The sequence below is a fragment of the Achromobacter sp. 1014246743 genome (assembly GCF_059760725.1).
Genome location: NZ_JCBANA010000040.1, coordinates 12052 through 31947, shown reverse-complemented (window position 1 = coordinate 31947; position 19896 = coordinate 12052). Strand labels below are relative to the sequence as shown.

19 protein-coding genes are annotated in these 19896 nt (G+C 67.4%); 10 read left to right on the top strand and 9 right to left on the bottom strand.

The window, feature by feature from the left end:
• Positions 1–9: 9 nt before the first annotated feature.
• From AC6LJ2_RS17750 to AC6LJ2_RS17735, 4 genes are all read right to left on the bottom strand, one after another.
• The gene (locus tag AC6LJ2_RS17750; RefSeq protein ID WP_263912389.1) at positions 10–1233 is read right to left on the bottom strand and encodes an ABC transporter substrate-binding protein; all 1224 of its coding nucleotides are present in this window, start codon (positions 1231–1233) and stop codon (positions 10–12) included.
• 219 nt (positions 1234–1452) lie between these two features.
• Complete coding sequence (gene rpmG, locus AC6LJ2_RS17745) at positions 1453–1620, bottom strand: 50S ribosomal protein L33 (RefSeq protein WP_003810296.1); 168 nt, start codon at positions 1618–1620, stop codon at positions 1453–1455.
• A 37-nt stretch (positions 1621–1657) separates the two neighbouring features.
• Positions 1658–1894 (bottom strand): 50S ribosomal protein L28, encoded by a 237-nt coding sequence (rpmB, locus tag AC6LJ2_RS17740; RefSeq protein WP_006390601.1) that lies wholly within the window; start codon positions 1892–1894, stop codon positions 1658–1660.
• A 325-nt stretch (positions 1895–2219) separates the two neighbouring features.
• Positions 2220–3419, bottom strand: a complete 1200-nt coding sequence (locus AC6LJ2_RS17735) for a Bcr/CflA family multidrug efflux MFS transporter (RefSeq protein WP_445657198.1) — start codon at positions 3417–3419, stop codon at positions 2220–2222.
• Positions 3420–3590: 171 nt separating this feature from the next.
• Here AC6LJ2_RS17735 and AC6LJ2_RS17730 point away from each other — a divergent pair, with 171 nt between their 5' ends.
• The 5 genes from AC6LJ2_RS17730 to AC6LJ2_RS17710 all read left to right on the top strand — a co-directional run bounded on the left by AC6LJ2_RS17730 (position 3591) and on the right by AC6LJ2_RS17710 (position 9385).
• The gene (locus tag AC6LJ2_RS17730) at positions 3591–4865 is read left to right on the top strand and encodes a class I SAM-dependent methyltransferase (protein ID WP_498151833.1); all 1275 of its coding nucleotides are present in this window, start codon (positions 3591–3593) and stop codon (positions 4863–4865) included.
• A 561-nt stretch (positions 4866–5426) separates the two neighbouring features.
• The gene (locus AC6LJ2_RS17725; protein WP_263912387.1) at positions 5427–6428 is read left to right on the top strand and encodes an ABC transporter substrate-binding protein; all 1002 of its coding nucleotides are present in this window, start codon (positions 5427–5429) and stop codon (positions 6426–6428) included.
• Between the two features lie 210 nt (positions 6429–6638).
• Positions 6639–7496, top strand: a complete 858-nt coding sequence (locus AC6LJ2_RS17720; RefSeq protein WP_263912386.1) for an ABC transporter permease — start codon at positions 6639–6641, stop codon at positions 7494–7496.
• On the top strand, positions 7493–8866 hold the full coding sequence (locus tag AC6LJ2_RS17715; protein ID WP_263912384.1) for a quaternary amine ABC transporter ATP-binding protein: 1374 nt from the start codon (positions 7493–7495) through the stop codon (positions 8864–8866). The genes AC6LJ2_RS17720 and AC6LJ2_RS17715 overlap by 4 nt, the downstream gene beginning before the upstream one ends.
• A 144-nt stretch (positions 8867–9010) precedes the next feature.
• Positions 9011–9385, top strand: a complete 375-nt coding sequence (locus AC6LJ2_RS17710) for a tautomerase family protein (RefSeq protein ID WP_263912383.1) — start codon at positions 9011–9013, stop codon at positions 9383–9385.
• Positions 9386–9482: 97 nt separating this feature from the next.
• Here the strand turns inward: AC6LJ2_RS17710 and AC6LJ2_RS17705 are convergent, their stop codons facing one another.
• The 3 genes from AC6LJ2_RS17705 to AC6LJ2_RS17695 form a co-directional block, all read right to left on the bottom strand.
• Positions 9483–10448, bottom strand: a complete 966-nt coding sequence (locus AC6LJ2_RS17705) for a tripartite tricarboxylate transporter substrate-binding protein (RefSeq protein ID WP_263912382.1) — start codon at positions 10446–10448, stop codon at positions 9483–9485.
• 126 nt (positions 10449–10574) lie between these two features.
• On the bottom strand, positions 10575–11060 hold the full coding sequence (locus AC6LJ2_RS17700; protein ID WP_263912380.1) for a MaoC family dehydratase: 486 nt from the start codon (positions 11058–11060) through the stop codon (positions 10575–10577).
• Positions 11057–12310 (bottom strand): CoA transferase, encoded by a 1254-nt coding sequence (locus AC6LJ2_RS17695; protein ID WP_263912379.1) that lies wholly within the window; start codon positions 12308–12310, stop codon positions 11057–11059. Before AC6LJ2_RS17695 ends, AC6LJ2_RS17700 begins: the two co-directional genes overlap by 4 nt.
• Positions 12311–12380: 70 nt before the next feature.
• Between AC6LJ2_RS17695 and AC6LJ2_RS17690 the strand changes: the two genes are divergently transcribed.
• Positions 12381–13277: a LysR family transcriptional regulator gene (locus AC6LJ2_RS17690; protein WP_263912378.1), complete on the top strand. Its 897-nt coding sequence runs from the start codon at positions 12381–12383 to the stop codon at positions 13275–13277.
• 4 nt (positions 13278–13281) lie between these two features.
• On the opposite strand, the gene AC6LJ2_RS17685 is transcribed toward AC6LJ2_RS17690, so the two are convergent.
• Together AC6LJ2_RS17685 and AC6LJ2_RS17680 are read right to left on the bottom strand one after the other, a co-directional pair.
• Positions 13282–14295, bottom strand: coding sequence for an acyl-CoA dehydrogenase family protein (locus AC6LJ2_RS17685; RefSeq protein WP_498151832.1), 1014 nt, complete (start codon positions 14293–14295; stop codon positions 13282–13284).
• 9 nt (positions 14296–14304) lie between these two features.
• Positions 14305–15456, bottom strand: coding sequence for an acyl-CoA dehydrogenase family protein (locus AC6LJ2_RS17680; protein ID WP_263912376.1), 1152 nt, complete (start codon positions 15454–15456; stop codon positions 14305–14307).
• A 215-nt stretch (positions 15457–15671) separates the two neighbouring features.
• Between AC6LJ2_RS17680 and bktB the strand changes: the two genes are divergently transcribed.
• The 4 genes from bktB (at position 15672) to AC6LJ2_RS17660 (ending at position 19896) form a co-directional block, all read left to right on the top strand.
• Positions 15672–16853, top strand: a complete 1182-nt coding sequence (gene bktB / locus AC6LJ2_RS17675) for a beta-ketothiolase BktB (protein ID WP_175218453.1) — start codon at positions 15672–15674, stop codon at positions 16851–16853.
• Between the two features lie 105 nt (positions 16854–16958).
• Positions 16959–17729, top strand: a complete 771-nt coding sequence (locus tag AC6LJ2_RS17670; RefSeq protein ID WP_263912375.1) for a class I SAM-dependent methyltransferase — start codon at positions 16959–16961, stop codon at positions 17727–17729.
• Between the two features lie 147 nt (positions 17730–17876).
• Complete coding sequence (locus AC6LJ2_RS17665; protein WP_263912374.1) at positions 17877–18629, top strand: GntR family transcriptional regulator; 753 nt, start codon at positions 17877–17879, stop codon at positions 18627–18629.
• The gene (locus AC6LJ2_RS17660) at positions 18580–19896 is read left to right on the top strand and encodes a malonyl-CoA decarboxylase domain-containing protein (RefSeq protein ID WP_445657191.1); all 1317 of its coding nucleotides are present in this window, start codon (positions 18580–18582) and stop codon (positions 19894–19896) included. Before AC6LJ2_RS17665 ends, AC6LJ2_RS17660 begins: the two co-directional genes overlap by 50 nt.

Here is a 19896-nt window from a genome sequence, read left to right as displayed (position 1 = left end):
GCCGGCGCGTCAGTGGGCCGGGCGCATCTTGCGCACCTGCTCGTCCTGCGGCTGCAGGCGGGCGCCGTCGATGTAGGCGAAGTCCTTCATGATGCCCTTGCCGTCTTCCACGGCGGTGACGCCGACGTACACGCCCATGGTCGACTGGTGGTCGATCTTGCGGTACTGGATGGGGCCGTAGGGGGTATCCACTTTCAGGCCGGCGAAGGCGTCGACCAGTTTTTCGGTGTCGACCTGGCCCGCGGCTTTCAAGCCCTGGGCGATCGACATGAGCGAGGCGTAGCCCACCACCGAACCGACCTTGGGCGTTTCGTTGTAGCGCTTGCGGTAGGCCTCGACGAAGGCATTGTTGGCGGGGGTGTCGATGGCGTACCAGGGGTAGCCGGTGACGATCCAGCCGGTGGGCGTGTCGGCGCCCAGCGGTTCCAGGTATTCCGGTTCGCCGGACAGCACCGACACCACGGCACGGTTCTCGAACAGGCCGCGGGTGTTGCCTTCGCGCACGAAGCGCGTCAGGTCGGCGGCGAACAGCACGTTGAAGATCGCGTCCGGCTTGGCGTCCGCCAGCGCCTGCACCACGGCGCCCGCGTCCACCTTGCCCAGCGGCACGGCCTGTTCGGCCACGAATTCGACGTCGGACTGGAACGACTTCATCATGGCCTTGAAGGTGGCCACGGCGGACTGCCCGTATTCGTAGTTGGGGTAGACGATGGCCCAGCGCTTCTTGCGCAGCGCGAGCGCCTTGGGCGCCAGGGCGGCCACGTGCATCCAGGTGGATGGCCGCAGGCGGTAGGTATAGCGGTTGCCTTCCTGCCAGGTGATCTTGTCCGTCAGCGGTTCGGCGGCCAGGAAGAACACCTGTTGCTGCTTGGCGAAGTCGGTCAGGGCCAGGCCGGTATTGGACAGGAAGCCGCCGAACAGCAGGTCCACCTTTTCGCGCGCCAGCAGTTCCTGGGCGGCGCGCACCGAGTCGCCGGGGTTGCCGTTGTCGTCGCGCGAGATCACTTCCAGCTTGCGGCCCAGCACGCCGCCCGCCGCGTTGACCTCTTCCAGCGCCAGTTGCCAGCCTTTTTTATAGGGGCCCAGGAAAGCGGGGATGGCTTTGTAGCTGTTGATCTCGCCGATGCGGATCGGCGGTTCCGAGTCTTTGGCGGACGCGACCGGAGTCAGCGCCAGGGCCAGGAGCGCGGGGGCGAGCGCGCGGCGCAGCAGGGTCAGGCAGGGACGGAGCATGGCGGGTATCGCAGGCTGGAGGGCTTGAATGAAGCCGCGCTGGGCAGGGTGACGATGGCCGGCGCGGGGTCGGTTTCGGCCCAATTGAAGCATGGGCGACGCCGCTCGCCAAGGAAAACGGGCCATCCTGGGAAAAACGCCTAGGGGGCGCCGCGCCAGGCGCCAATGAAAAAGGCCCTGCGATGCAGGGCCTTTTCGACTCGCGGAATACCGGCTGAATTACTTCAGCTTGGTTTCCTTGTAGTCCACGTGCTTGCGAGCGACCGGATCAAATTTCTTGATCAGCATCTTCTCGGGCATGTTGCGCTTGTTCTTGGTGGTCGTGTAGAAATGACCCGTGCCGGCAGTCGACTCGAGCTTGATCTTTTCGCGGATACCTTTGGCCATGTCGTGCTCCTAGTATGTCAGATTGGCGGGGGGCCGATTAGGCCAGTTCGCCGCGGGCACGCATGTCGGCCAGCACGGCGTCGATGCCGTTCTTGTCGATCGTGCGAATGGCCTTGGCCGAGACGCGCAGGCGCACCCAGCGGTTTTCGCTTTCAACCCAGAACCGGCGCGATTGCAGGTTGGGCAGGAAGCGACGCTTGGTCTTGTTGTTCGCGTGCGAAACATTGTTGCCCACCATCGGGCCTTTGCCGGTCACTTGGCATACGCGTGCCATGGATGCACCTCTTTATGTCGTTCTTGCGCGCATCGCCGGGGGAGTAGACAGGGTTTCAGCCGCCGGGCTGTGGACGCTGCATGCTGCAGCATTCTGCCGGCCACCCAGTCTTAGTGGATGAGGGGGAATCTGGAACAACCGGGATTTCGCCCGCTGCCTGGGATTCCGCCCAGTGCTTATACCCGCTGCCTGCCATCCGCCTGCACAACATGCGCGGTTTGGGGGTCAGAGTGTTGAACTACAAAGCATAGTAGTCCAGCACGGGAAACTTCATGTGAAGACATAGATTCTAATACGAAAAAGCCAGACAAATCAAGCGATAGGGCTAGGCGGTGTGCGATTGCGCCACGCGGCCCGAGATCCAGGACAGGCAGGCGCAGGTCGCCAGGGTGGTCGTCAGGGGCAGCGCGCTATCGGTCTGCCAGGCGCTGACGGCAAAACCGGCCAGGGCGCCGCAGGACAGTTGAAGCGTCCCCAATAGCGCCGACGCGGCGCCCAGGCGCTTGCCCTGGTCCGACAGCGCCAGCGCCGCCGAATTGGGATTGACGAAGCCCTGGCTGCCCATATAGCAGATCAGGCAGGCCATCAGCAGCGGCAGCGTCATCCAGCCGACCAGGGTCAGCCCGACCGCGGCCAGGCTGGCCGCGGCCAGCGTGGTCAGGGCGCGGCGTTGCAATTGGCGCGGCGTGTGGGTGCGCAACAGGCGCGCGCTGATCTGCGAGCAGATGATGAGCGACAGGGCATTGGTGCCGAACAGCAGGCCATAGTATTTGGGGTCGACGCCGTAGAGCTCGATGAACACCCGCGGCGAACCGATGATGTAGGCGAACATGCCGGCCTGGCCGAAGCCGCCGGCCAGGCTGTGCGACATGAAGCCGCGGTGGGCGAACAGCGCCCGGTAGTTCTGCAGGATGGTCTGCCAGCGCAGCGGCACCACGCGTTCGGGCGCCAGCGATTCTTTCATGATGAGGACGACGGCGGCCATCAGCATGGCGCCGCCGGCCAGCATTACCCAGAACAGGCTGCGCCAGCTGGTGATGGCCAGCAACTGCCCGCCGGCCAGCGGCGCCAGGATGGGGGCCAGGCCCATGATCAGCATCAGCAGCGACATCGCGCGCGCCGCCTCGTGGGTTTCGTAGTGGTCGCGGATGACCGCGCGCGGGATGACGATGCCGGCCGCACCGCCCATCGCCTGCACCACCCGCCAGCCGGTCAGCGCCTCGACCGAGCCCGCCAGCGCGCAGCCCAGCGACGCAATCATGAACAGCGCCAGCCCCACCATCAGCGGCGGCTTGCGGCCAAAGCGGTCAGCCATCGGGCCGTAGAAGACCTGTGCCATGGCCAGGCCGATCAGGTAGGCGGCCAGCGTGCGTTCGACGTCGCCGCGCGGCACGCCCAGGTTTGCCGCGATCGTGGGGAACGCGGGCAGGTACATGTCGATGGCGAAGGGGCCGATTGCCGTCAGGGCGCCCATGAGAATGAGCCAGCCCGGCAGGGAGCCGCGGGATGAGAGTGTTGGGGGCATGTGGATCGCGAAGGGTCGCGCGGGGAACACGGCGCGAGGGACAGGGCGCGTCGCGCTTTATTGCGCGATTTGCACCGAGCCGATGACTGTATCACGGGGCACCTTACACGCAAATGGCAATAGATTTCCGATACAGTCTGGCGTGTCCGTACGTATTTCAGAGGAGATGCTGTGAGTCCTTTGTTGTCTGTTGTGGAACGCAAGCTCCAGGCCTTGCCCGTGACCGTCCAGCTCGTCCTGCCCGACGGCACCGTCGTGGGGCCGCCGGACCCGCGGGTTCGCTTCGTCACGCATGACAAGACGGCGCTGGCCCACCTGGCCGAAGGCGCGGTCGGCGTGCTGGGGCAGGATTACGTCGAGGGCCGCATCGATATCGAAGGCTCGATGCGCGACGTGATGGCGGCGGCGTCGGCGATGCTGCCGGGGTCGCCGGTGGATGCGGCACGCGGCGGCTGGCTGACCGAGCTGGTGCGCAAGGTGATGTCGGTGTGGCGCCATTCGGTCGAGCGCGACGCGCGCCAGATCGAGTTTCACTACGATCTTTCCGACGATTTCTACGCTTTGTGGCTGGACCCGCGCCGGGTCTATTCCTGCGCCTACTACCGCACGGCGGACATGAACCTGGCCCAGGCGCAAGAGGCCAAGCTCGACCACATCTGCCGCAAACTGCGCCTGCAGCCGGGCGAGCGCTTCCTGGACGTGGGCGCCGGCTGGGGCGGCCTGCTGCTGTGGGCGGCCGAGCACTACGGGGTGGACGCCACGGGCATCACGCTGTCGCGCAACCAGCACGCGCACGTCAGCAAGCTGATCCAGGAAAAAGGCCTGTCGGGCCGGGTGCGGATGGAGCTGCTGGACTACCGCAAGCTGGACGAGGCCACGCCCTACGACAAGATCGCCTCGGTGGGCATGTTCGAGCACGTCGGCCGGGCCCAGCTGGAAAGCTATTTCGCCAAGCTGCGCCGCCTGCTCAAGCCGGGCGGGCTGATCATGAACCACGGCATCACCGCGGCCGGCGTCTACAACGCCGAGCTGGGCAATGGCATGGGCGAATTCATCGAAAAGTACATCTTCCCGGGCGGCGAGCTGACGCACATCAGCGTGGTCATGGAAGCCATGACCAACGGCGGCCTGGAAGAGGTGGACGTGGAAAACCTGCGGCCGCACTACGCCCGCACGCTGTGGGCCTGGAGCGACGCACTGGAAGCGCGCCTGCCCGAGGCCGCGCAGATCTTGAGCGGTGAGCAGGGCGCGCGCTCGCTGCGCGCCTACCGCCTGTACCTGGCGGGCTGCGCCATGGCATTCGAGCACGGGTGGATTGCGCTGCACCAGATATTGGGCCAGCCGCCGGCCGGCGGGCGGGCGGACGAACTGGACAACCCGCCTGGCCTGGCCTACCCCTGGCGGCGCGATTACATGTACCGGACCGAGGGCGGGCAGGGGAGCTGAACGCCTGGCGCCCGGGCGTGCGGCGGTGCGGGTTTTGAGCGGATTCGATCCTGTCCGGGATCGAATCCGTTCTTGTTTGCGGGGCGGTTTGATTCTGAACACGGGCTGAATCAAGCCTTTTTTTGCGCCGATTCGGGTCCGATTCGGGTCCGGTTTTGCTTTTCAAATGTATTTATACGAACAAAAGATTAACTAAATGCATCGTTATTTTTGTAGGACGATTTCCTAGGGAAAAACGAGGAATCACCCCTTGGGAATCGGGGTTGTCCCGCACGTTTTTTGGCCGGAATGTATCTGTTTCATTCAGGCCTGGGGTTGGGTCATGCGGCAATTTCGTTTAAGATGCTGCCTTCTTCTTTCAGTTTGTTCACTTTCTGTGGGTTCTCGAAAACTTAGTTTTTGAGACTCCTGTCTTGCAAGAGTCCGCACCCTGTGGATCCTCTTGTTGCTAGTGTCGGTTTGTATTGGCGGTTCTGCCCGTCTTCCGCACAACCCCCTTAGCTCCATGGCACGGCTGGTTTTCGCGCCGCCGTGTCCCTGAACCTATGGAGGCAAAAGCCAATGCGTTTCACCCCCGTCAAGACCCTGGCCGCCGCGGCCGTCTTGCTCGCCTTTGCTGGCACGGCCCAAGCCGCCGATGCCCCGCAATGCGAACTCAAGCGTCCGATCAACTTCGGCGCCATGAACTGGGAATCCAACCTGGTCCTGGTCGACGTTGAGCGTTTCATCATGGAAAAGGGCTACGGCTGCAAAACCGAAACCCTGCCCACCGAGACCTTGCCCGCCCTGGCCGCGCTCGAGCGCGGCGACCTGGATATCAATACCGAGATCTGGCTGAACAGCGTGGCCGACCCCTGGGAGCGCGCTGAAAAGACCGGCCGCGTCAAGCGGATCGGCGACCTCTACATGGGCGGCGAGGCCTGGTACATCCCCCGCTACACGGCCGAGCGCCTGCCCGAGCTGAAGTCCGCGGCCGACCTGCCCAAGTTCAAGGACAAGTTCAAGGACCCCGAAGAACCCGGCAAGGGCCGCTTCTACGGCTGCCCGGCGGGCTGGGGCTGCGAAGTCACCAGCACCAACCTGTTCCATGCGCTGAAGCTGGACGACACCTACACGCTGTACTCGCCCGGCACGGGCGCGGCGCAGAAGGCGGCCCTGATGTCGGCCTACAAGCGCAAGCAGAACGTGGTGTTCTATTACTGGTCGCCCACGCCGCTGGTCGGCGCCATGGACCTGGTCAAGCTGGACATGCCGCCCTACGACGCAGAAAAGCACAAGTGCCTGACGTCGCCCAAGTGCGCCAAGCCCGAGGCCAGCGCCTATCCCGACAACCCCGTCTTCACGGCCGTGAACACCAAGTTCTCGCAGGAAGCGCCGGTGCTGACCGAATTCCTGTCCAAGGTCTCGGTGCCGCTGCCCGTGATGAACGAAACCCTGGCCCACATGGAAGAGTCCGGTGACGAATCCGCCGCCGTGGCCAAGTGGTTCCTGAAGACCAAGCCCGACGTCTGGACCAAGTGGGTTCCGGCTGACGTCGCCGGGCGCGTCCAAAGCGCGCTGTAACCGCCCGCCGCCATCCTTGGCGGCGCAGCCGCCCGGGCATCCTCCGCCCGGGCGCGCCGCCAGTTGGACTTTTTCCCCTTGGGATGCCCCCAAGGGGAAAAAGCCCCTCGGCCGGCACAGGGCCCGCATGCGCGGGCAATGCGCAAGAGCATTTTCTCTTGCGCCAGCGGCACGCCTTCGCGGCGTACGCGCTGAAATGGAGTCGAAAGCATGTTTCCTGAAATTATTCCTGCCCGCCAAGTGCGGGGAGCCATCGACGGTTTCGTCGATCACCTGGTGACCAACTACGCCGACACGCTGGAAACGCTGTCGCAGCCTGTGCTGCACGCGCTGGTCTGGCTGGAGCAGCTGCTGCGCAGCTCGCCCTGGTGGGCCGTCGTGGCCGTCACCGTCGTCATCGCCTGGCTGGTCAGCCGCCGCATCGTGCTGAGCCTGGCCATGGGCGCGCTGCTGTGCGTCATCGGCGTGCTGGGCCTGTGGGACGCCGGCATGCAGACGCTGGCGCTGATGATCATGGCGGCCGGCCTGTCGGTCATCATCGGCATTCCGCTGGGCGTGCTGATGGCCCGCGTGAACTGGCTGCGTTCGATCATGCTGCCGGTGCTGGACGTGATGCAGACCATGCCCAGTTTCGTGTATCTGATCCCCGTGGTGATGCTGTTCGGCCTGGGCAAGATCCCCGCCATCATCGCCACCGTGATCTACGCCGTGCCGCCGCTGATCCGCCTGACCGACCTGGGCATCCGCCTGGTCGACCGCGAAGTGCTGGAAGCCTCGCGCGCCTTCGGCGCCAATCCGCGCCAGCAACTGTTCGGCGTGCAACTGCCGCTGGCCCTGCCCAACATCATGGCTGGCATCAACCAGACCACGATGATGGCGCTGTCGATGGTGGTGATCGCGTCGATGATCGGCGCGCGCGGCCTGGGCTATGAAGTCTTGCTGGGTATCAACCGTCTGGAGGTGGGCCGCGGCCTGCTGGCCGGACTGGGCATCGTGGTGCTGGCCGTGCTGTTCGACCGGATCACGCAATCGTATGGACAGCGCATGCGCATGGGAGGCCAGCGATGAGCAAGATCGAAGTCAAGAACATCTACAAGATTTTTGGACCGCATCCGAAGAAGTGGCTGAAGGCCGCCCAGGACGGCATGACCAAGGAAGCGCTGTTGGCCGAAAGCGGCCACACGCTGGGCCTGCGCGACATCAGCCTGTCGATCGACGAAGGCAGCATCTACGTCATCATGGGCCTGTCGGGCTCGGGCAAGTCGACGCTGATCCGCCACTTCAATCGCCTGATCGAGCCCAGCGCGGGCCACATCCTGGTGGATGGCGTGGATGTGGTGAGCCTGAACAAGCGCGACCTGGAAACCTTCCGCCAGAAGAAGATGAGCATGGTGTTCCAGCGCTTCGGCCTGTTCCCGCACCGCACCGTGCTGGACAACGCCGCGTACGGCCTGACCGTGCAGGGCGTGGGCCGCGCCGAACGCGAAAAGCGCGCTCGCGAATGGCTGGACCAGGTGGGCCTGTCGGGCTTCGAGCAGCAGTATCCGCACCAGTTGTCGGGCGGCATGCAGCAGCGCGTGGGCCTGGCGCGCGCGCTGGCCACCGATGCCGAAATCCTGCTGATGGACGAAGCCTTCTCGGCGCTGGACCCGCTGATCCGCCGCGAGATGCAGGACCAGCTGCTGCAGCTGCAATCCAAGCTGAACAAGACCATCGTCTTCATCACGCATGACCTGGACGAAGCCCTGCGCCTGGGCAACCGCATCGCCATCTTGAAAGACGGCGAACTGGTGCAGGAAGGCACGCCGGAAGACATTCTGCTGAACCCGGCCAACGATTACGTGCAGTCGTTCCTGCAGGACGTGAACCGCACCAAGGTGCTGAACGCAACCCACGCCGTGAACCCCGCGCGCCTGACGCTGACCATGCGTTCGCGTCCCGCGCATGCCGTGGACCGCATGCGGGCGCTGAACTACGAGTATGCGCCGGTGCTGGACGGCAAGCGCCTGGCCGGCGTGCTGACGCTGGTGGCGGCCGAGCAGGCGGTGCGCGAAGGCGGGCGCGACGTGTCGCGCTTTGTCGAGGACCTGGCGTCGGTGCCGGCCACGGCTGGCCTGGGCGAGGTGCTGGCGCAACTGGTGCACAGCGACCAGCCGGTGGCCGTGACGGGCGAGAACGACGAGTTCCTGGGCATGCTGTCGCGCAAGAAGGTGGTGGAACTGGTGACGCCGGCGCTGGCGGAATCGTCCACCGAGGCCGCGGCGGGTGACGCGGCGCAAGCCAGTGGCACGGGTCAACCCGCGGCGGGCGAACCGGCGTCGGGCCAGCCCGTGGCAACCGATGGCGCGGCCAACAGTGCGCCGGCGGCCGACGGCACACCTGCCCAGGCTGAGCTGGAAGGCCAGCCCCAGCCGGCCAAGCGGGGCGAAGCCGCCTGACGGCGTGGCGGCCGGCGATCCGGCGGCCGGCGAACCGGCGGCCGCTTGCCGCGTGCCAGGGCTTGCCCTGGCGCCGGCTCCGGATATGATGGCTGGCCGGCACGGATCGCCGGTTCGTCCCTATTCGGAATATCGGAACCCGTCATGCCTATCTTGAATGTCCAGATCATGCAGGGCCACTCGGCCGCCCAGAAGACCGCCTTGCTGAAGGCGGCCTCGCAGGCGGTGGTGGAAAGCATTGCCGCGCCGCTGGCCAGCGTGCGCATCGTCTTGCAGGAAGTGCCGGCCGAACACGTCATCGTGGCCGGCGAGATCGGCAAGGCCATGGCCCGCGTGGACGCCGCCCTGATCGAAGGCCGCGACGAGGCCAAGAAAGCGGCCCTGATCGCGGCGCTGAACCAGGCCGTGTGCGACAGCATCGGCATTTCGGGCGAAGACGTGCGCGTGCTGATCCGCGACGTGCCCAAGACCGACATGGGCGTGGCCAACGGCCTGAGCGCCAAGGCCGCCGGCCGCTGAGGCCCAGGGCGCCGGTCCGGGCAGGCCCCGGCGCCGGCGCGGCGGTATCTTGCCGGGCGTCTGCGCCCAGCCCGATCGCCCGCCATTGCCCAGCGCTTCAATCCAGCTTGACGCCGGCGTCCTTGATGACGGCGCCCCAGCGCTGGATCTCGCTCTTGATGTAGGCGCCGTATTCCTGCGGCGTCGATCCCAGGGCCTGCGCGCCCTGGACCTTCAACTGCTTCTGCATCTGTTCCGACTGCAACGCGCGGCGGATTTCGGCATTCAGTTTCTGCACCACCGCGTCCGGCGTGCCGGCGGGCACCACCACGCCTTGCCAGGCCCCCATCTCGAACCCGGGCGCCACCGTTTCCGCCACTGTGGGCACGTCGGGCAGTTGCTCGCTGCGCGCACGGCTGGTGACGGCAAGCGCCCGCAGCTTGCCTTCGCGGATGAAGCCCAGCGAATCATTCAACGTATTGGTCATCAACTGCACCTGGCCGCCGACCAGATCCGTCATGGCCGGCGCGCTGCCACGGTACGGCACGTGTACGGCGTCGATCTGCAGCGAACGCAAGAGCAGCAGGGCGCCCAGGTGCGTGACGTTGCCCGCGCCCGCCGATCCATAGGACAGCTTGCCCGGATGCTGGCGCGCATAGTCCACGAAGCCTTGCGCATCCTTGGCGGGCACCGACGGATGCACCAGCAGCACCAGGGGAATCACGGCGGTGGACGAAACCGGCGTGAAATCCTTGACCGGATCGAACGCCAGCGAGCGGTACAGGTTGGGACTGAGTGCGATCGACGAGGTGTTGTACAGCACCGTATAGCCGTCGGGCTTGGCGGCGGCTGCGTACTGCATGCCGATGTTGCCGTTCGCGCCGCCCTTGTTCTCCACCACCACGGTCTGGCCCAGTTGATCGGTCAGTTGCTTGGCCAGCACCCGAGCGACCAGGTCGGTGGGCCCGCCGGGCGGGAAGGGCACCACCATCGTGATGGGACGTTCGGGCCAGGCGGCCTGGGCGGCGGGGGCGCCGGCCAGCGCCAGGGCGGCCAGCAGGGCCGCGCGCAATGCGTGCTTCATGGTTGTCTCCTTGTGCTTTTCTGGGAATGAGGCCGCTGCCCGCGGGATGTCGCGTGGCGCGGCCTCAGCGCGGCAGCGCCCTCTGGGTGGGGCGCTTGTCCGCTGGGTGCCGGAAAAATGGGCGTTTCAGTCCGGCTTCCGATCCGGCCGGCCCGCCAGCATGCGCGTGGCGGTGTAGGTCATGACGGCCTTGCCGTGCTGGTTATAGACATCGATGGTGGACGAGACGACCGCACGGTTGTGCTGCGAGGTCGGGCGCACGCCGGTCACTTCGATCTCGGCCCAGACGGTGTCGCCGGCCACGACCGGCGCCAGCATCTTCTTGTGCACTTCCAGCAGCGCCAGCCCGGTGCCCTGCACCATGCCCTGCATGATCAGGCCTTCGATCAGGCCGTAGGTCAGCGCGCCGGGCGCCGGGCGGCCCTGGATGGCGCCGTGCGCATAGGTGGCGTCGATGAAGATCGTTTCCAGCATGCCGGTGACGCTGATGAAGTTGACGATGTCGGTCTCGGTGACGGTGCGCCGGAAGGTGCGAAAGCGCTGGCCGACGGCCAGGTCCTGCCAGTAGAAGCCCTGGCCGAGCTGGGCGGGAGCATTGCGGTCTGAAGTCATGCGGGGTCCTTGAGGGAAACGGGTGGGGGGTCGGCTTGCTGCGCGGCGCCGCTATGCAGCAGGGCCTCGATGCCGGCTTCGTCCAGGCCGGCCTGGCGCAACACGTCGCGGGTGTGTTCGCCCAGCCGTGGCGGCATGGCGGGCGGCACCTGCGAGCGTTGCAGCCGCACGGGGTTGCGGGTGAATCGGTAGTGGCTGCCGGACTCGCTTTGCAGCGGCTGGAAGAAATCCACGCTGCGCAGGTGCGGATCGTTTTCCAGGTCTTGCAGGCGGTTGACGGGGGCGGCCGGAATTTCCAACCTTTCGCACAGCGCCAGCCAATGGGCGGTGCTGTGCGCGGCAACGATGCCGGCGAGCAGTTCGTATAGGGCGGCGATGTGTTGGGTGCGCGACGTGATATCGGCAAAGCGCGGGTCGTCAGCCAGGTCGGGGTGGCCCGTGGCCCGAAAGAGGTTGCGCCAGTGGGCATCGGTGTACGGCATGAGGCAGACGTCGCCATCGGCCGTGCGGCAAGGCTTGCGCCAGGGCGTCAGCACGCGCGGATAGCCGGCCTGCCCGTCGGACGTATCGGCCAGGTGGCGGCCGTAGTAGTGCTCGACCAGCACATAGGAGGCCATGCTTTCGAACATGGGCACTTCCAGCTGCTGGCCCTGGCCGGTGCGTTCGCGCTGGAACAGCGCGGCCAGGATGGCGTGCGCGGCAACCAGGCCGCAGGTCTTGTCGGCGGCCACCGTGGGCAGGTAGCGCGGCGTACCGGTCTGGCGGTCGGCCAGGTCGGCAAAGCCTGCCAGGCCCTGGATGATGTCGTCGTAGGCGGGCCGGCCGTCGTAGGCGCCGCCCGCGCCAAAGCCGTACAGGCCGGCATACACCAGCCGCGGATTGCGGGCGCACAGCGTGGCCGGGTCCAGGCCCAGCGCGGCCATCTTGGCCGGCCGCATGCTGTGCATCAGCACGTCCGCCTGGTCCACCAACGCCAGCAGCGCCTGGCGTGCGGCGTCCTGCTTCAGGTCCAGCACCACGCTGCGCTTGTTGCGGTTCAGGCCCAGGAAAATGGCGGCCAGACCGGGTTCCTGCGCGGGGCCGGTGCGGCGGGTGGAGTCACCGCCCGGCGCCTCCACCTTGATGACGTCGGCGCCGTAGTCGGCCAGGATTTGCGAGGCGTAGGGGCCGAACACGACCGACGTCAGGTCCAGCACGCGCACGCCGCCCAGCGCGGCGGCGTGGGCAAGGGAGGGGGAAGGGGAGGTCATGGGGGAATCCTATCGGCGTGGCGTATACGCGTCTAATATGGCTTCGGTATTGCGTGATATGGAATCTGTTATGGCTATCGATCTACGGCAGTTGCGCCAGTTCGTCTGCATTGCCGAACTGGGCAGTTACCGCCGCGCCGCCGACGCGCTGCACATTGCGCAACCCGCGCTGTCGGTGTCGATCCAGAAGCTCGAACATGCCGTGGGCGTGCCGCTGCTGGTGCGCGGCGCCAAGGGTGTGACGTTGACGCCGGCAGGCGAGGCCCTGATGGCCGACGCGCGCCGCGCGCTGTTTCACACCGAGCAGGCCCGCCAGGCCGCGCGCCGCGTGGCGCTGGGCGAATGGGGCACGCTGCGGCTGGGCTTTGTCGGGTCGGCCACCTACATGCTGCTGCCGCGTTGCCTGCCGGTGTTTCGGGCTCAGTACCCGGACCTGCAACTGGAGCTGCGCGAAGACAGCACGGTAGGGTTGGCGGCGATGTTGCGCGCCAATGAAATCGACGCCGGCCTGGTGCGCGGCCCTCTGGCAGAGGACGCGGCGCTGGCGTCCTGGGTGGTCGAGCGCGACGACCTGATCCTGGCGGTGCCGGCGGGGCATCCGTTGGCGAGCGGCGGGCCGGTGGACCTGGCCCGTGCGCGCGGCGAGAGCTTCGTGATGTATTCGCCAGCCAAGGTGCCGGGCCTGCACGGGGTGGCGCAGGCGTTGTGCCGCAAGGCCGGCTTTTCGCCGCGCATCAGCCAGGAGGCGATCCAGGTGCAGACCCTGGTCAGCCTGGTGGCCAGCGGCATGGGCCTGGCGCTGGTGCCGGGCGTGACGCGGGCCTATTCCACGCCGCACGTGGCGTTCGTGGCGCTGACGGATGCGGAGGCGCGCAACGCGTTGTCGCTGTCGCTGGTGACGCATCGGGGCACGTCGTGCGCGTCGGTGCTGCGGTTGCGCGACAGCATGCTGGGGCAGGGCGCGTAAGACGTCAGGCCGTTTCCTTGTCGAACAGCGCTTCGCGCAGGAACGGTAGCGCATCCAGGTCGCTGGCCAGGGCCTGTGCGCCGATACGCTCGTGCCAGTACGATTCGGCGCCTGCCGCGAGGCGCCATTCGCGCAACCGCCGCGTATACAACTGCAGGTCGCATTCGTCGGTGATGCCGATGGCGCCGTGCACCGCGTGCGCGATGTCGGCCACCGGCGCTACCGCCTGGCTGGCGCGGGCCTTGCCCAGCGCGGCCAGCAGCGGCTGCGGCAGGCCGGCGCGGCCCTGGAAGGCCAGTTGCGCCGCCATGCGCACCGCCCAGACCTGTTCGGCCATCACGCTGATCTGCTGCTGCACGGCCTGGAAGCGGCCGATGGGCTTGCCGAACTGGCTGCGCGTATTGGCGTAGTCCAGCGTCATCGCCAACACCCGGTCCATGGCGCCGGCGATCAAGCCGGCACAGGCCGTGGCCGCCAGGGTTTCCAATGCGGGCAAGGCGGCGGGCGCGTCGATGCGCTCGCCGTCGTCCAGCGACCAGCGCGCGGGGGCGGCCAGGCTGCCGTGCACGCCGCCGGCAGCGATCGCGGCTTGGGCCACCGGCAAGAGCCAGGCCTGGCCGTCGATATACGCCAGCACGGCATCTGCGCTGCGCACCCAGGGCACCTGGATGCCGGCGACTTCGCGGCCTTGCAAGGTCCAGCCATGCGGCGCCAGCGCGATCGATCCGCGCGATTGCGCGGCGCCCGCCTGCGCCAGCCAGGCGCGCGCCAGCATCGTGTCGACGATGGGGGAGGGGCACAGGTGACGGCCGGCGGCAGCGGCCAGCGGCAGAGCATCGGCCAGCGTCAACCCCGCGCCGCCCTGCGCTTCGGGCACCAGCGCATCGGCAAAGCCCGCGGCCTCGCAGGCCTTCCAGGCGTCGATGGGCGGCTGGCCCTGTTCGGCGCGGCGGATCAGGTCGGGGGTGCTGGTCTGGGCGAAAAGGCGTTCGGCGGCGTCGCCAAAAAGAGAATCCATGAGGTGTCCTTATCGAAGGCCGAGGCCGCGCGCGATGATGCCGCGCAGGATTTCGCGGGTGCCGCCGCGCAGCGAAAACGTGGGCGCGGCCTGCTCCAGGTAGGCCAGCGTGCGCACGAGCGGCGCGGGGGGCGGCTGGTTGGGGCGCCGGCCCAGCGCGTCGGCGATGAGGCGTGGAATGTCCTGTTCCAGCTCGGTGCCCAGGTCTTTCACCAGCGCGGCTTCGATGGCGGGGCTTTGGCCCGCGGCCAGCTTGCCCGCCACGGCCAGCGACATCGCGCGCAGCACCGCCATCTGCGACAGCACGGACCCCAGCAGCGCGGCGTCGGGGCCTTCCGTGCTGCCCTCGCCGCGGCAGTGCGCCAGCCAGCATTGCAGCAGCGCGATGCTGGAATACAGGCGTTCCGGTCCGCTGCGCTCGAATGCCAGTTCGGCGTTGACCTGGGCCCAGCCCGCGCCTTCCTCGCCGATCAGCGCGTCGGGCGGCAGTTCCACGTTGTCGAAGAACACCTCCGAGAAATGCGCGTCGCCGGCCAGGTCGCGAATGGGGCGGATGGTGATGCCGGGCAGCGACAGGTCGACGATGACCTGCGATAGCCCCTGGTGCCGGTCGTCGGGCGTGCCGGACGTGCGCACCAGCGCAATCATGTAATGCGAGCGGTGCGCGTTGGTGGTCCAGATCTTGCTGCCGTTCAGGCGCCAGCCTTGTGCAAGGGGTTCAGCGCGGGAGCGGATGCTGGCCAGGTCCGAGCCCGAGCCGGGTTCGCTCATGCCGATGCAGAAAAAGGCCTCGGCGCGGCAGATGCGCGGCAGGTAGAAGGCCTTTTGCGCCGCCGTGCCCAGCTTGAGAATCAGCGGCGCGCTCTGGCGGTCGGCGATCCAGTGCGCCGATACCGGTGCGCCGGCACCCAGCAATTCTTCGGACAACACGAAGCGCGCGAAATGGCCCCGCGCGGCGCCGCCGTATTCGCGCGGCAGGGTCAGGCCCAGCCAGCCGCGTTCGGCCAGCTGGCGGCTGAAACCCGCGTCATACCCCATCCAGGAACGGGCCCGCTGGTCCGGCGCCAGGCCGTCCAGGGCCTCGGCCAGGAAGGCGCGCACCTCGGCGCGCAGCGCTTCGTCTTGCGGGGGAATGGCGGTCAGGTCCAGCGTATCGATCATGGGGCGGGGTCCGGGTCGGGCGGGCGCCGGTCAGGCGCGGCGAGAGGCCACTATCCGCGAGCGCCGCGCCAGGTGTCCAATATTTTTTTCCGGGTCGGCGATACGAATCGGCTATCGCTGGGGGTTAGTCCGATAACCGACAGGCGCGTCCTTCGCGGCCGGCAAGGCCCCCGGCCCCGCGGGTATGATGGAACGCATTACAAGGAGGAAACACCATGAATGAAGTCATCGTCGCGTCCGCCGTCCGTACCGCCATCGGCGATTTCGGCGGGGCGCTGAAAGACGTGCCGCCCTGCGACCTGGGCGCCACCGTCATCCGCGCGGCGCTCGAGCGCGCCGGTGTCTCGGGCGACGAAATCGGCCACGTTGCCGTGGGCCACGTCATCAATACCGAACCGCGCGACATGTACCTGTCGCGCGTGGCCGCCATGAACGCCGGCATCGCCAAGGAAACGCCGGCCTTCAACGTCAACCGCCTGTGCGGCTCGGGCCTGCAGGCCATCGTGTCGGCGGCGCAGACCATCCTGCTGGGCGACGCCGAGATCGCCATTGGCGCCGGCGCCGAAAGCATGAGCCGCGCGCCGTATATCGCGCCGGCCCAGCGCTGGGGCGCGCGCATGGGCGACAGCGTCATGCAGGACATGATGACCGGCGCGCTGTCGGACCCCTTCGGCCGCATGCACATGGGCGTCACGGCCGAAAACGTGGCCGCCAAGTTCGGCATCAGCCGCCAGGACCAGGATGCGCTGGCCGCCGAATCGCACCGCCGCGCCGCCGCCGCCATCGAAGCCGGCTATTTCCGCGACCAGATCGTGCCGGTGGTGCAAAAGACGCGCAAGGGCGAAGTCGTGTTCGATACCGATGAGCACGTGCGCCGCGACGTCACCGCCGATAGCCTGGCCGGCCTGAAGCCGGTGTTCCAGAAAGAAAATGGCACGGTCACGGCCGGCAATGCCTCGGGCCTGAACGACGGCGCCGGCGCCCTGGTGCTGATGAACGCATCGGTCGCGGCCAAGCGCGGCATCAAGCCGCTGGCGCGCCTGGTGGCCTATGCCCACGCCGGCGTGGACCCCAACATCATGGGTATCGGTCCGGTGCCGGCCACGCAGGCCGCGCTCAAGCGCGCCGGCCTGACGGTGGACCAGCTGGATGTCATCGAAGCCAACGAGGCCTTTGCCGCGCAAGCCTGCGCCGTGAGCCGCGAGCTGAAGCTGGACCCGGCCAAGGTCAACCCCAACGGCAGCGGCATCGGCCTGGGCCACCCCATCGGCGCCACCGGCGCGATCATCACCGTCAAGGCGTTGCACGAGCTGCAACGGGTGCAGGGCCGCTACGCCCTGGTCACCATGTGCATCGGCGGCGGCCAGGGCATCGCGGCGATCTTCGAACGCATCTGATGGCGCGGCGGGCGGGGCATGCCCCGCCCGCTTGCATGGCGCCCCGTCCCAGGCTTGACCGAATTGTGTCAGGCGCGGTCCGCTGCCGGCCCTACAATCGCGCCCATGCATAAATCCAAATTCCCCTCTGAACTGGACCAGCCCACCCTGTCCGAAGTCGACGGCGTGCGCTATCTGCACTTCAACACCGAATGGGTCCAGGGCGCCATGCGCATCAAGAACCCGTCGGAACTGGTGCTGGAATACACCAGCCAGATGCTGGCCTGGCTGCTGTTCCTGGAGCCGCCCAAGGAAGAGGCCATCGGCATGTTCGGCCTGGGCGCGGGGTCGCTGGCGCGCTTCTGCGTCAAGCACACGCGCAGCCCCTTGCTGGCGGTGGAATGGAATCCGCGCGTGACCGCCGCCTGTCATATGTTCTTCCGCCTGCCCGGCGAAAACCGGCTCAAGGTCGAGCACGACGACGCCGCCGTCTGGGCGGCCGACCCGGCCAATGCCGGCCGCTGCCCGGTGTTGATGGTGGACCTGTACGACGCGTCCGCCGCCGGTCCGGTGCGCGACAGCGTCAAGTTCTATCGCGACTGCCGCCGCGTGCTGGGCGAGGTCGGCGTGGTGGCGGTGAACCTGTTCGGCCGCCACGAAAGCTTCGGCAAGAACATCGACAACCTGTCCAAGGCCTTTGACGACCGCATCGTGCTGCTGCCTGAAATCGACGCCGGCAACCAGATCGTGCTGGCGTTTTCCGGCCCGCGCCTGGCGATCACGCCGGCCGAGCTGCTGGCGCGCGCCGAGGTGGTCGAATCCAAATACGGCCTGCCGGCCCGCCGCTGGGCGCGTTCGTTGACCCGCCACGCGGTCGACGGGATCCTGCACTTCTGATTCCAGGCAAGTCCCTGCCCGCCCGCGCGTTATGTCGAGGGGGGTTAGGGCAAATCCTTAGCTGTCCGGCTAGCCGGAATCCGACCGCCAGGGATATGATGGGCTTATTCATAATTATGAATTACGGCGCATTGCGGCCGTCAGCCCATGACCCAACCCATCGTCCGGCAAGCCCTGTACCTGGAAGTCGCGGATCGCCTGCGCGGCATGATCCACGCGCGCGCCCTGCGCAACGGTGAATGGATCGACGAGCTGCGGCTGGCCGGCGAATTGGGCATTTCCCGCACGCCGCTGCGCGAGGCGCTCAAGGTGCTGGCCACCGAAGGCCTGGTGCGGCTGGAGCCGCGCCGCGGCTGCTTCGTCAATGAACTGTCCCCGCAAGACCTCGAAGACATTTTCCCCCTGATGGCCATGCTGGAAGGGCGCTGCGCCTTCGAAGCCGCGCGCAAGGCCACCGATGCCCAGCTGGCGGCGCTGGCGCCGCTGCACGAGGCGCTGGCCGGCCATGCCGCCGCCGGCCGCATCGACGCCTATTACCAGACCAATTACCTGATCCACGAGGCCGTGCAGGCGCTGGCCGGCAACCAATGGCTGGTGGACATGGTGGGCAACCTGCGCAAGGTGCTGAGCCTGTCGCGCCACCGCAGCCTGGCCTGGCCCGGCCGCATCCAGGAATCCTGCGGCGAGCACCTGGCCATCTTCGACGCCCTGCGCGCCCGCGATGGCGAACGGGCCGAGGCGCTGGCGCGCCACCACCTGATGCGCCAGCTTGAAGTGCTGCGCGCCCTGGCCGCCGACGATCCGCAGGACACGCCGTTTTCCGACCTTCCCGTTGCTGAGGAACCCGCCCATGAACGCACCCGCCCATCTCGCGCCCGCGCGCGGCGCACGCACGCCTGAGCCCGAACCCGACACCGTGGAGTCGGCCGCCAGCGAAGCCGGCAGCCTGATCACGCGCCTGGGGCGCCTCTGGGAACGCGGCCGCCTGCCCAGCGAATCCGAAGTGCGGCGCCTGTTCGAGGCGCGCCTGACCGACGTGGCCGCCAACAAGCTGGCGCGGCGCTGGTGCGAGCAATACGGCGCGGCCGACGGCAAGGACCGCCGCCTGATGCTGGCCGCGCTGGCGCAGGTGCGCGGCAGCTTTGCGGGGGAGGCGGGCGAAGGCGTGCGGCTGTTCAAGCGCTTCAATGCGCAGCCGCTGGGGCTGCGTTTCCTGGTGGAACTGCGCGCCGACATGCTGCGCTGGCGCAAGCAGGTGGCGGGCATCCAGGCGCTGGACAAAGACCTGGAAGGCCTGCTGTCGGCCTGGTTCGACGTGGGCCTGCTCGAACTGCGCCCGCTGACCTGGGATTCGCCGGCGTCGCTGCTGGAAAAACTGATCATCTACGAGGCCGTGCACGAGATCAAATCGTGGGACGACCTGCGCCACCGCGTTGCGCCCGACCGCCGCTGCTACGCCTATTTCCACCCGCAGATGCCGGGCGTGCCTCTGATCTTCGTCGAAGTCGCCTTTGCCGGCCAGATGGCCGACAACGTGCAGGTGCTGCTGGACAGCGATGCCCCCAGCCAGGACCTGGACAAGGCGCGCTGGGCGATCTTCTATTCCATCTCGAACACGCAGCCGGGCCTGAAGGGCATCAGTTTCGGCAACTTCCTGCTCAAGCGCGTGGTCGAGCAATTGCTGGAAGAACTGCCCAAGCTCAAATCGTTTGCGACCTTGTCGCCGATTCCCGGCTTTGCCGACTGGCTGGGCAAGCTGGATGCCGATGCGGTGGAAGCCATCGTGCGCGAAGACAAGGCGCGGGCCAAGGCGCGCAAGCGCGAGGGCGTGCCCGATGGGCAACGCTGGGTGGCCCGGCTGGCGCGCGCCGCGCAGGCGAAAAAGACGCCCGACGTGGTCAAGCGCGCGGCCTTCCGGCTGGCCGCGCATTACCTGCAATCCATGAAGAACGGCCTGCCCGTGGACGCCGTGGCGCGCTTTCACCTGGGCAACGGCGCGCGCATCGAACGCCTGAACTGGGCGGCCGATACCTCGGCCAAGGGGCTCAAGCAGTCGTGCGCGCTGATGGTCAATTACCTGTACGACCTGGATGAACTCGACGACAACCTGGCGCGGCTGCACGACGGCAAGCCCCAGGTCAGCCGCAGCGTGGGGCGCGTGGCCTGA